At 58.4% G+C, this 11,900-nt stretch carries 14 protein-coding genes; 12 read left to right on the top strand and 2 right to left on the bottom strand.

Annotation, left to right across the window (positions count from 1 at the left end; translation table 11 throughout):
- Window positions 1-39: 39 nt before the first annotated feature.
- The 3 genes from P7A97_RS18835 (at window position 40) to P7A97_RS18825 (ending at window position 2,872) form a co-directional block, all read left to right on the top strand.
- Window positions 40-858, top strand: coding sequence for a M90 family metallopeptidase (locus P7A97_RS18835; protein WP_277691905.1), 819 nt, complete (start codon window positions 40-42; stop codon window positions 856-858).
- Window positions 859-935: 77 nt separating this feature from the next.
- Window positions 936-1,463 (top strand): inorganic diphosphatase, encoded by a 528-nt coding sequence (gene ppa, locus P7A97_RS18830; protein ID WP_068830309.1) that lies wholly within the window; start codon window positions 936-938, stop codon window positions 1,461-1,463.
- 203 nt (window positions 1,464-1,666) lie between these two features.
- A complete protein-coding gene (locus P7A97_RS18825) occupies window positions 1,667-2,872 on the top strand; it encodes an integrase arm-type DNA-binding domain-containing protein (protein WP_034019487.1) in 1,206 nt (401 codons plus the stop codon).
- Between the two features lie 119 nt (window positions 2,873-2,991).
- Here P7A97_RS18825 and P7A97_RS18820 read toward each other — a convergent pair whose 3' ends face one another.
- Window positions 2,992-3,981: an arsenic resistance protein gene (locus P7A97_RS18820; RefSeq protein ID WP_277691903.1), complete on the bottom strand. Its 990-nt coding sequence runs from the start codon at window positions 3,979-3,981 to the stop codon at window positions 2,992-2,994.
- 785 nt (window positions 3,982-4,766) lie between these two features.
- Between P7A97_RS18820 and P7A97_RS18815 the strand changes: the two genes are divergently transcribed.
- The 3 genes from P7A97_RS18815 to P7A97_RS18805 are packed head-to-tail and all read left to right on the top strand — an operon-like array spanning window position 4,767 to window position 6,045.
- The gene (locus tag P7A97_RS18815) at window positions 4,767-4,964 is read left to right on the top strand and encodes a hypothetical protein (RefSeq protein ID WP_041755276.1); all 198 of its coding nucleotides are present in this window, start codon (window positions 4,767-4,769) and stop codon (window positions 4,962-4,964) included.
- A complete protein-coding gene (locus P7A97_RS18810; RefSeq protein ID WP_011911809.1) occupies window positions 4,961-5,404 on the top strand; it encodes a disulfide bond formation protein B in 444 nt (147 codons plus the stop codon). Before P7A97_RS18815 ends, P7A97_RS18810 begins: the two co-directional genes overlap by 4 nt.
- The gene (locus tag P7A97_RS18805) at window positions 5,401-6,045 is read left to right on the top strand and encodes a thioredoxin domain-containing protein (RefSeq protein WP_095461390.1); all 645 of its coding nucleotides are present in this window, start codon (window positions 5,401-5,403) and stop codon (window positions 6,043-6,045) included. Before P7A97_RS18810 ends, P7A97_RS18805 begins: the two co-directional genes overlap by 4 nt.
- An 81-nt stretch (window positions 6,046-6,126) precedes the next feature.
- Here the strand turns inward: P7A97_RS18805 and cadR are convergent, their stop codons facing one another.
- The gene (gene cadR / locus P7A97_RS18800) at window positions 6,127-6,579 is read right to left on the bottom strand and encodes a Cd(II)/Pb(II)-responsive transcriptional regulator (protein WP_011911887.1); all 453 of its coding nucleotides are present in this window, start codon (window positions 6,577-6,579) and stop codon (window positions 6,127-6,129) included.
- 235 nt (window positions 6,580-6,814) lie between these two features.
- Between cadR and P7A97_RS18795 the strand changes: the two genes are divergently transcribed.
- From P7A97_RS18795 to P7A97_RS18770, 6 genes are all read left to right on the top strand, one after another.
- A complete protein-coding gene (locus P7A97_RS18795) occupies window positions 6,815-9,097 on the top strand; it encodes a heavy metal translocating P-type ATPase (RefSeq protein ID WP_277691967.1) in 2,283 nt (760 codons plus the stop codon).
- A gap of 16 nt (window positions 9,098-9,113) precedes the next feature.
- On the top strand, window positions 9,114-9,476 hold the full coding sequence (locus P7A97_RS18790) for a DUF3703 domain-containing protein (RefSeq protein WP_011911889.1): 363 nt from the start codon (window positions 9,114-9,116) through the stop codon (window positions 9,474-9,476).
- 8 nt (window positions 9,477-9,484) lie between these two features.
- Window positions 9,485-9,943 (top strand): hypothetical protein, encoded by a 459-nt coding sequence (locus P7A97_RS18785; RefSeq protein WP_041755877.1) that lies wholly within the window; start codon window positions 9,485-9,487, stop codon window positions 9,941-9,943.
- A 225-nt stretch (window positions 9,944-10,168) separates the two neighbouring features.
- Window positions 10,169-10,729: a hypothetical protein gene (locus P7A97_RS18780; protein ID WP_011911891.1), complete on the top strand. Its 561-nt coding sequence runs from the start codon at window positions 10,169-10,171 to the stop codon at window positions 10,727-10,729.
- A gap of 370 nt (window positions 10,730-11,099) precedes the next feature.
- Window positions 11,100-11,429, top strand: coding sequence for a hypothetical protein (locus tag P7A97_RS18775; protein ID WP_074918679.1), 330 nt, complete (start codon window positions 11,100-11,102; stop codon window positions 11,427-11,429).
- A gap of 97 nt (window positions 11,430-11,526) precedes the next feature.
- Window positions 11,527-11,900, top strand: a 374-nt coding sequence (locus P7A97_RS18770; protein ID WP_277691894.1) for a DUF932 domain-containing protein, incomplete at its 3' end; no start/stop codon positions are given.

Below are 11,900 nucleotides of genomic sequence, written 5' to 3'. Positions count from 1 at the left end.
CACCATCAAGGGGCAAGACTCCCCGCCGAGAACCGCCCCATGTGGTCATTCCGCGCCTGGCGCCGCCGGCGCATCGTTTCCCGCTCGCCCTACACCACCCGCCACTGGCGTGAGGTGCGCGGACGCTTGCCCATCCTCGATGGCTTGAGCGAGGCGGAAGAACAGCGCCTGTTCCAGCGCGCCATCCTGTTCCTGCACCACAAGCGCCTGACCGCCCTGCCCGGCGTCGAACTGGACGAACTCGACCGCCTGACCCTGGCCGCCATGGCCGAACTGCCGCTGCTGCACCTGGCGGATCTGGACTGGTACCAGGGCTTCCACGAGATCGTGCTGTACCCCGACGACTTCGTCAGCCCGCAGCGCCACCGCGATGCCGCCGGCATCGAGCACGAATGGGACGCCGAACACAGCGGCGAGGCCTGGCTGCAGGGCCCGGTGATCCTGGCCTGGCCCGGCGTGCAGAGCAGCGGCGGCTGGGACGCCTACAACCTGGTGATCCACGAGCTGGCGCATAAGCTGGACATGCTCAACGGCGACGCCAACGGCCTGCCACCTCTGCACCGCGACATGCATATCGAGGCCTGGGCCCAGACCATGCAGAGCGCCTACGACCGGCTCAACGCCGTGCTGGACGCCAATCCTGAAGCTCACACCGAGATCGACCCCTACGCGGCGGAGAATCCGGCGGAGTTCTTCGCCGTCACCAGCGAATACTTCTTCAGCGCCCCCGACCTGCTCGCCGAGGCCATGCCCGAGGTCTACCGACAGCTCGGTCTGTTCTACCGCCAGGACCCGCTCGCGCGCCTGCAGCGACTGCAACAGGATCATCCGGACTACCGCGACACGACCAACGGATAAGCATGCGCCCGTGGTATCGCCACGGGAATGTGCCTATAATCCGCGCACTTTTTTAGGCCCACCCTGGGGAGTCGCCCATGAGCTACAGCAAAGTCCCGGCCGGCAAAGACGTGCCGAACGACATCTACGTCGCCATCGAGATCCCGGCCAACCACGCGCCGATCAAATACGAGATCGACCACGACACCGACTGCCTGTTCGTCGATCGCTTCATGGCCACCCCGATGTTCTACCCGGCCAACTACGGTTTCATCCCGCACACCCTGGCCGACGACGGCGACCCCCTGGACGTGCTGGTCGTGACCCCGTATCCGGTCGCCCCGGGCTCGGTCATCCGCTGCCGTCCGGTCGGCGTACTGAACATGACCGACGAAGCTGGCGGTGACGCCAAGCTGATCGCCGTCCCGCACGACAAGCTGACTCAGCTGTATGTGGACGTGAAGGAATACACCGACCTGCCGGCCCTGCTGCTGGAGCAGATCAAGCACTTCTTCGAGAACTACAAGGATCTGGAGAAGGGCAAGTGGGTCAAGGTCGAAGGCTGGGGTAACGCCGACGAAGCCCGCGCAGCAATTTTGAAGGCGGTTGCGGCTTACCAAAAATAAGCCAATACCTCCCACTGAAGGCCGGCCACAAGCCGGCTTTTTTATTGCCCGAAGAAATCCGACAAGATCCTACAGCACTAGCAAATACAGGCCCTGCAGCTTAGCATTCGTCCTAAGACATCCAGTAACCATCCATAAAATCCGCGACCAAGGTGTGGGTCAAAGTGTGGGTCGAGGGGTGTGGGTTGGAGTAGGAGCGAGTAATGGGCAAGCTGACCAGCAAGACCGTGGAGTCGATAGCCAAGGCTGCAACGCCAGGAAAAACCAATGATGGCGATGGCCTGTACTTCCAGGTATCCAAGAGCGGCGGAACCAGCTGGATCTTTCGCTACAAGCTGGATGGCCGCAGCCGCGAAATGGGGCTAGGCCCCTTTCCGGCCGTCACACTCAGCCAAGCCCGGCAGTTAGCCGCCGATCAACGCAAGCTTCTAGCGTCCGGAAGCGACCCACTGGCAACCCGCGATGCGGCAAAGGAAGCCAAGCGCGAAGCCGAACGCCAGGCTGCAGCACGTCGCACGACGTTCGAAGATCTCGCTCGCGAATACCAACAAGCACACGGCGGTAGTTGGTCTGAGAAGTGGCGGAAAGGCTGGCTGCGCAAACTGGAGCTCTACGCCTTCCCGACCATGGGCAAGTTGTCGGCTGACATCATCAGCACCGAGCATGTGCTTGCTGCATTGCAACCCATCTGGGTAACCAAGACCCGGACTGCTGATGAAATCAGGGGCCAGATCGAGCAAATACTAGATGCAGCCAAGGCTCGGCGCTTACGCGAGGGGGACAATCCTGCCCGCTGGCGCGGACACCTGGACAATTTGCTGAGCAAGGCAGAGAAGAAGAAGGCCAGACAGCGCCAGCACTTCCCAGCACTGCAGTGGAAAGACACTCCGAAGCTGATATCCACCCTGGCCAACATCGATACACGTGACGCCATCGCAACCAGATTACTGATTCTAACCGGTGCTCGTTACCACATGATCCAACATGCTCAATGGTCTGAGTTTGACCTCGAAACTGGCACTTGGGCACTGCCGGCTGAGCGCATGAAGATGCGAAAACCTTTCGTCATTCCTCTATCGCCCCCGGTAGTCGAGATGCTGAATATCATGAATACGACTCATTCAATATATCTTTTCCCTGGGCAAGGGAAGAATGGTGTCATGCATGGCAACGCCATACGCAACCTGCTGCACAAGCTGGGGTATGCAGACATCACGAGACATGGCTTTCGATCGACCTTCCGGGACTGGGCAAACGAATGCACCAACTACCCGCGAGAGGTATGCGAGCTTGCGCTTGCCCATGATGAACGCGACCAGACCGAGGCGGCCTATTCGCGCTCCGACCTTCTGGAGAAGCGCAGGGCACTGATGGCGGAATGGGCCAAGTTCTGCACGAGCAAGAAGTGACCCACAGCAAGCCCAAAGCAGCCGGTAACAACAGACAGAAACCGGCCAAAAGCAGACATCCGCAACAAGATGTTGTCCTACGTCCGCTATCGATGTCACGTGACCAACCCGGAGCAGGTTCAGCCGTTGAGCGGTTCGCTAGTCTCGGCACGATCACGGCAAAGAAACGCTGGCACAGCCCGGACATAGACCAGTTCAGCAACCAGCTCGACAAGGGTCTGGGTAATCACCGCAGCGGCGGCGAGCCCCCGCAGCTGTTCAGGCAGCGCTAATGCAAGGGGCAGCACCACCAGTGAGTTGCGCGTCGAGCTGCTGAAGATCACAGCCCTTGCCGACCGCACAGGCAGCTTGCACACCTTGGAGACCAGTGCACCGATTACGGGAGCCAAGAAGGCAAAGGCGATGTAGATCGGCAGTACGGGAGCAAGCCTGCCGATCTCATTCACTACGGGAGCAATCTGCGAGCCGACCACGGCTATGAGCACCGCCGCCATGGCCGGCACAGGTAACCAGGCCCAAGCATCAGCCCATGTCTTCACCGCTGCGGAGCGCTTTACCAATGCTTCTGTCAGCAGTGCCAGGATCAGCGGGGCCATGATGAGTGCCAGAAAGGCTTCGACAAAGGGGCCTATCGACACGACCACCCCCGAAGTATCACTCAGCATAAGCCCCAGGTAGAGGGGTAAAAGAGCAAGCTGAAGTAACAGCAAAATCGGCGTCGCCGAAAGGATCAGGCGTGAGTCACCCCGGCCAATGTGGGTGAACACAACCACGTAATCGATGCAGGGCGTCAGTAACACCAATAGCACGCCAATCAGGATGGCGGGATGTCCATCCAAGAAGCGGGTCAGCCCCCAAACCAGGAGAGGAATCAAAACAAAATTGGCGACTAGGAGCGCAGCCATGAAGGGCTTGTTGCGCATGCCATCTTTAAGGTTCAGGAACGGAATCTGAAGAAACATCGCATACATCAGAACAGCGATGGTGGGCGTGACCAAGACCGACAATCCCTGGGCGGTGTTCGGAGCCAGCAAGCCGCCAATCGCCGCGACAATCACTGCTACGAAGTAGATCGGTACTTGGTTCTGCTCTAGTGCATCTCTTGTCATGGTTCACTCAAAGTCATGGTTTGCTCTCCGCGTTAGGGAGGACAAGGATGGTTAGCTAGGGATAAGGCAAGCAGCGCTAACGGCCAATGGTCATTCATCAATGGCTGCTTCAGGCCTGTACTTGCAGGTCAAAAAGGGCAAGGTCGACCCAAACTGGGCACCCTGAAAATTCGATCATTGGCCAAAAACGGAAGCACTGATTTTTCCAGCATGCATCCTAGCCCGCCCCACCTAAGCCGCACAGGTATCGCCATGGTGCTTGTGCCTACTCCCCGAGAATGGTCTCATTGCGGAGCAATTCGTACGGCAACCGTATCTTCATACCAATGAGGGTCGGAGCAAATACCTCCCACCACTATACATATCGACATCATCCCGATGCCCAGGCGTAAGGTCACAATCCAAGTAGTGCTTACACTGAGCATGGCATTGCTGCTGGTCATGGGTTGGCATATGTCTTCCCTGTTGGTTGGTGCAGAGCCGCAAGCGGGATTCAAGAGCGAGTCAACGCACAGCAGCTTGCTGACAGAGGCAGCCCCCTCTTGCGTCTTTTGTGCAGGTCACCGGCACTCGCCGATGACTGCCGACCATGTGCACGAGACCCCTTACCTTGGGCCGCTGCTTATCCTGCCAGCCCAGGCAGAAAGCAACATCCTGGCTACCCTGCCGGATCAAGCCGCACCAACTCGCCCGGTCTACTTGATTGAGCGCCCTCCGCGATCCAGCCGCGTGATCTAAACAAAGCCGCACTGCGGCTAAAGACCACTGCAATCCAGGATCAACTTATGCAATCGCTTTCTCCGCGCGAGCCTGGGGCGTTGTTTGCGCACCTGCGCCGCCCGATGCGCTTATTACTGCTCGCTATCGTGCTGATGCTCGTGGGCATGGCAGATGCACTGGCTCAAGACGTCACCACGAACGATATCGCGTCGGCGGTAGTTCCCGTGCCACCCACCTCTGTAGAGGGTAGATATCAACCATGATGGAAACAGAGACAAACACTCGCTTTCCCAGCCCCTGGAGCCTGTTGCTTATGGCCTGGGGTATTGCGTTGGTTTCGACCTTAGCCGCCTTGTTCATCGGCGAGGTCATGGGCAAAACGCCCTGCGTGCTCTGCTGGTTCCAGCGCGCATTCATGTTTCCACTGGTCGTGATTCTGGCCGTTGGTTGCTACACCTCGGATTTCGGCGTCTGGCGTTATGCGTTGCCGGTTACCGTCGTGGGCGGGCTCATCGCGCTCTACCACAGCCTGCTCTACTTCGGGGCCATACCAGAGAGCATCAAGCCCTGTGGGGCAGGCCCGTCCTGCTCCAGCGCTGACATGACGATTTTCGGCAGCGTCCCTCTGCCACTGCTTTCGCTGGTCGCATTCACCCTTATCGCTGTTCTTCTTGTTCTCATCCGTCGGAGGTCTTCCCTATGAGCAGACGTGCAATCGTCCTCGTGATCAGCATTCTTACTGCGCTCGGCTTCGCTGCTGCGGCGTTCTTTTATGATCGATATTCGGCCAGTGAAGAGACTCCGCCAGTTGCTCCAGTCGCTAGCTCATTGGTGCGCTTCCATTCGCCCGTTATCGGCACCGCCAATGCGCCCGTAACCATCGTTGAGTTCTTCGATCCGTCCTGCGAGGCCTGCCGCGCCTTCTTTCCAGTAGTGAAACAGATCCTGGCTGAGAACCCGAACGATGTGCGCCTGGTGCTGCGTTACGTCCTCTTCCATGAAGGCTCTGAAACAGCAGCAAGAATCCTCGAAACTGCACGCAAGCAGGGGGTCTTCGAGCCTGTTCTGGAAGCACTCATGGTGGCGCAACCGCAATGGCACAGTGACCCACAGGTGCTGAAGGCCTGGGAGGCTGCTGAAGCGGCAGGCTTGGATGTGGAGAAGGCCCGTGCAGAGATGATGGCTGCCGATATCACCGAGACGCTGAAAAGGGACTCTCAGGATGCCCAGGCGGCTGGTGTGCGCCAGACACCTACGTTCTTTGTGAATGGCAAGCCGCTATTGAGTTTCGGCGCGCAGCCACTGAATGATCTGGTCAAAGCTGAAGTCGAACAAAGCAAATAAGCGCTAACCGTCTGCATACAGCTGAGCCAGACTCACCACCTGCCATGTAGCGTGCCTCGCATGGCAGGTGGTGGCGCATGTTTAGTGGCGGTGGCTTTTCCCAACATGGGTGTGGCCATCATCCGGAAGCGCACTGACACCGCCAGTGGTATTCAGGCGCTGGAGGATTCCACACTCATCTACGCCGCGCTCAGAGGAACAGCGGTGTCGTAACTCAATCAGCTGTTGTTGCAGGGCCAGCAGACTGGTCACGCGCGCTTGCACATGCTCAATGTGCTCATCCACTAAGCTATTCACACCCTCACAGTTCCCCTCTGGCCGATCCATCAGCGCCAGCAGGCTTCTGATCTCGTCCAGGGTCATGTCTAGCGTTCGGCAGTTGCGAATGAACGTAAGCCGCTCAAGGTGCTCACTGCTGTAAAGGCGGTAATTACCCTCGCTACGGGCCGGAGCCGGCAACAGCCCCTCGCGCTCGTAATAGCGAACCGTTTCAACCTGGCAATCGGCAAGCTTGGCCAGCTCTCCAATCTTCATGAATTACCTCTTCAGCAAACGCTTGACCCTGTAGTGGCTTTAGGGTGTTCACTCTACACAACTGTTCAACGAGGATACCTTCATGGCTGGCTGCTGCGGTGACGAATACAAACCTGAAGCGGTTTCAAAGGATGTCTGCTGTGACGCCAACGAAGCAAGCAAGTGCTCTGCCACAGCGGCGACAGCAGTAAATGCCGTAACCGGCTCCAGGCTCAGCAGCTTCCGCATTGCGCAAATGGACTGCCCTACCGAGCAGACGCTGATTCAGGACAAACTGAGCAAGCTCGCAGGCATAGATAAGCTCGACTTCAACCTGATCAATCGGATTCTTGGGGTATGGCACAGCTTGCCGTCGACCGCGCCTATCGAAGCGGCGATCTCGTCCCTGGGAATGCAGGCAGAACCGCTATCTGCTGAAGGGCAAGCCCGCATCAAAATCGAACAGATGGACTGCCCAACTGAAGAAAAGCTGATCCGCGACAAGCTGACCTCGCTACCCGGTATCAGTGCATTGGAGTTCAACCTGGTTCAACGTGTACTGACGCTCAGCCACACAGCAGAAGCGCTGCCAGCAGCACTGGCAGCGATTCGCGAGCTTGGTTTCACGCCAGTGGTTGAGGGTTCAGCAACAGCACGTGAAGAAGAGCAAGGCACCCCTCACAAGAAAGCCTGGTGGCCCTTGGCGCTCTCGGGGGTGGCCGCCTTATCGGCGGAAGTGATCCACTTTGCCGAGCTTGCGCCAGATTGGGCTGTGGCTGGCGTGGCGCTGCTCGCCATTCTGCTGTGCGGCCTGACGACCTATAAAAAGGGCTGGATCGCGCTGAAGAACCGCAACCTGAATATCAATGCGTTGATGAGTATCGCTGTGACCGGTGCGGTGCTGATTGGGCAATGGCCAGAAGCGGCCATGGTCATGTTCCTCTTTTCTGTCGCCGAGTTGATCGAAGCGAAGTCGCTGGATCGGGCTCGCAATGCCATCCGTGGCCTGATGGATCTGACGCCAGAGCGCGCCACGGTGCAGCAGGTCGATGGCACATGGCTGGAAGTTGACGTTAAAACCATCGCCGTAGGCGCATTGGTCAGGGTTCGACCGGGCGAACGAATCGGTCTCGATGGCGAAGTTACTGCCGGCAACTCCACCATCAACCAAGCGCCCATCACGGGGGAAAGCCTGCCCGTAGAGAAAACCATCGGCGATCCGGTTTTTGCGGGAACCATCAATGAAGCCGGCTCCCTGGAATACCGAGTCCTGGCCGCCGCAGCCAACACCACGCTGGCACGTATCATTCACGCGGTCGAAGAGGCGCAGGGTTCACGCGCGCCGACCCAGCGCTTTGTCGATCAATTCGCCAAGGTATACACCCCTGTCGTATTCCTATTCGCCCTGGCTATCGCCATTGTGCCGCCACTCTTCATGGCCGAGCCCTGGTACGACTGGATCTACCGTGCCCTGGTACTGCTGGTGGTTGCCTGCCCTTGCGCCTTGGTCATCTCGACACCTGTCACCATTGTCAGTGGTTTAGCTGCGGCTGCACGCAAAGGCATCCTGATCAAAGGCGGCGTTTATCTGGAAACTGGCGGCAAGCTTGGCTTCCTGGCCCTCGACAAGACCGGAACCATTACCCATGGCAAACCCGTGCAAACCGATTACATGCCACTGGTTGAACAGGACTCAGAACTCTGTCGCACTCATGCTGCCAGCCTCGCCAGTCGCTCTGATCACCCGGTTTCGCAAGCGATAGCCAAGCACGCCACTGAGAATGGCCTGATGTTCGCTACCGTTGAGGGATTCGAAGCCCTGCCGGGTCGAGGTGTACGGGGCACCATTGAAGGCATGGATTTCCACCTGGGTAACCACCGTCTGGTGGAAGAGCTTGGCCTCTGCTCACCCGAGCTGGAAACGACGCTGGAACGTCTCGAACGCCAAGGCAAAACAGTGGTGGTGTTGTGCAATCCGCAGCGTGCCATTGCCCTGTTCGCCGTTGCCGATACCGTCAAGGACTCCAGCCGCCAGGCAATCGAGGAGCTTCATGCGCTGGGTGTGAAGACCACGATGCTGACTGGCGATAACCCGTACACCGCAGAAGCCATCGCACAGCAGGTGGGCATCGACGAAGCACGCGGCAATCTCCTGCCAGTCGACAAATTGCAGGCCGTTGAAGCATTGCAGGCGCGCGGCTACGTTGTTGGGATGGTGGGCGACGGCATCAACGATGCGCCTGCGCTGGCGAAGTCCGAAATCGGCTTCGCCATGGCCGCCGCCGGCACGGACACGGCCATCGAAACTGCGGATGTGGCCTTGATGGATGACGACCTGCGCAAGATCCCGGCCTTCATCCGCCTATCCCAACAGACCGCCGTCATCCTCAAGCAGAACATCGTGCTGGCGTTAGGGATCAAGGCCCTGTTTCTCGCCATTACCCTAACGGGGCAGGCGACGATGTGGATGGCCGTCTTTGCCGACATGGGCGTCAGCCTGCTGGTGGTGTTCAACGGCCTGCGCCTGCTTAAAAAGTAGGAACGGAGGATTGAAGATGAAAGCAGCATTGCAACTGGCAATTGAACAAGCCTTTCAACAGGCCGAGCACGCCATGCAGGAGAGACGTAATACCGATGCCTTTGAATGGCTGGAGCGCGCACACATCCTGACTCAACGCCAGCCCTTGCTGCACGCTAGGTCACACTGGCTGATGCTCACGCTCGGTTGGCAGATTGGCGATTATCGCGAGGTGGCCGGGCAAATACCGCGCATTTTCGCGGCCTTGTTGTTCTCCAAAATCTGGGTGCCCCTCGGCAATACAGGCCGCTCCAGAGTCAGCGCGTTCAAGCCCATGCCGGTTCCTGAAGAACTCCAGGCCTTGCTTGCGAGCGATGAGCAAAACCCATCCAGTCGGTGATTGTGTCCATGCAAGTCGATCTCGCCACCCAGCTGCCGTGCACACTTGCAGAGGTGATCGCCCAGGTGCGCACACCACGCCTGCTGCGTCAGGTTGCTTCACCCTTATTGAGTTTCAGCCCGCTGGCTCCGGCTGAGTTTCCTGATACCTGGAGCGAGGGCACCTACTGGGTCAAGCTGAAGCTATTCGGCGTACTGCCCATTGGCCGTCAGGCGATTGTGATTACCTACCCGCAGACGGAAAACGCTCAGACCTTCATGCTCAGAGACAACGGCTATAGCCCGCTAATCACCAAGTGGGATCACGTCATTACGGCTCAAGAAGTGAGTGGCGGAACGCTTTACCGAGATCGCGTGACTATCGAGGCCGGCATCCTCACCCCGTTCGTGTGGCTTTTTGCGCGCCTGTTTTACGCCCACCGTCAGCGCCGCTGGGCAGCTTTGGCGGCAAAAGGCTTTAGCCACTGAAGCACGCCATGCCCAGACAGGGCTGCTCACCTAGAGAGCAATACCTCTTGGCCACTGAAAATTCGCTCCCCCAGGCAACCTCCGTGGTCGGGGCAGCTTTAATACAACCTGAAGCAGGTACGGGGTCAACTTTTGACCTGCATCAGGCTACACCCGTCTTCGAGGTCTATATTGGCTACTGGTGACTCACCCCACGACCCACTTTCACCTGCAAGGAACTGAGCAATGAAAGCACCAAAACTCGCCGCGTTCGCTTTGGCGGCTGCGCTTTTTCCGGCCTTAACCTTTGCGCAGCAGGACTCCAGTGCCACCAGCCAGGCTCAACAGCAGCCAATGAGCGTTGAGCAATTTGATCAAGAGATGGCGAAGGCACAAGAAAACCTGAAGAAAATGCAGGAGCAAATGAACCAAATTCAGAAAGCTAGCGACCCTGCACAGCGTCAGAAACTGATGCAAGAGCACCAAACCATGATGCAGCAAGGAATGCACATGATGAACGGAATGCGTGGCGGCGGAATGATGGGGTGCTGCGGAGGGGGCATGCAGGGCGGTCACATGATGGGTGACGGTCAGATGATGGGCGGTGGCCACATGATGGGTAACGGTAAGATGATGGGTGGGGGCCACATGATGGGCTGGGATCAAATGGGCAGCCACTACTCCCAGATGACGCCTGAGCAGATGAAGCAGCATCAATACATGATGGACAGGTACATGGGCATGCAACAGATGATGATGGATCAGATGATGCAGCATCAGCAGCATATGGGCATGCCACAGCGCTGAGACTTCACACTTATTCCACGGGCAGCATGCTGTTCCCGTACGGTATGAATACTCTCATGCGCCAGCCCAACTCACGCTAGGGGCGTTGGGCTCCCCCGATTCAATTTTTGGCTCACCTGAAGATTCAGCGCTAAAGCTCCTGTGAATGGTGACTTTTTTGTGCGCTCCGTCGACGCATCAACCAATAGGGGGCACGAATACGTCAACTCTGTATCAGCGGACACCTACATGTCTGGCTGGCTAATGGCTGCTTTTGGCCGACTCCAGCCAGTTCGCACTCAGTTAGCGCTGCTGAAAAGCAGCCATTCGATTCAAAAAAATCTCAGCAACACATTACCGCAATGACATCAGCACCAAGGAGGTTCGCCCCATGTCATTGCAGTGCCCCCGCTGTCACTCCCCCAAAGTCGCTTCTTTCCATCACGCCATGAAAGCTGGCGCGGCCATCGGCGCTGTCGGTGGTCTCGCACGAGGCATCAGTGCTGCTCTGGCAGGCGGCAAGGCCGGCGCAGCGCTCGGCGTAATCGCCGGCCCTGTCGGTATCACACTTGGTTCGGTATCCGGCGCCATTCTCGGCGGCCTGGCCGGAAGCGTCGGCGGCTGTGCGATTGGCGCTCAGCTCGGCGAGTCGCTCGACCGCCATGTCCTGGCTCACAACCTCTGCCTGCTCTGCGGTCATCGCTTCAATCTGCCGGCCTGATCCGGCAACTGCTCTCCTCTTACTTATCCATCACTGATTGCCGGTGCTGCGCTCTGCGCGGCGCTTTATGCCGGCCTGCACCCAAAGGAAATTCGTCATGGCTCATCAAATCGAACAAATGGCCTATGTTGGCGCTACCCCGTGGCACGGCTTAGGCAACAACCTGCCGCAGAAACAGCCTATCGAGGTCTGGCAACGCGAAGCCGGCATGGATTGGCAGATCCTGGAAAGCCCCGTGCATTTCAAGTCGGACGCCATCGGCCACCTGGGCGCGATCCACTCATTCCCCGAGCAGAAGGTGCTCTACCGTTCGGACACCAAGGCACCGCTGTCGGTGGTCTCGCAGCGCTACCACACCGTCCAGCCTCGTGAGGTGCTGGAGTTCTACCGCGATCTGACCGAGGTCTCCGGCTACGAGCTGGAAACCGCTGGCGTGCTCAAGGGCGGTCGCAAGTTCTGGGCGCTGGCGCG

It is taken from the genome of Pseudomonas sp. GOM6 (assembly GCF_029537485.1).
Taxonomy (GTDB): Bacteria; Pseudomonadota; Gammaproteobacteria; order Pseudomonadales; family Pseudomonadaceae; genus Aquipseudomonas.
The sequence above is the reverse complement of the archived record's forward strand: the minus strand, read 5'-3'. Positions and strand labels throughout refer to the sequence as shown.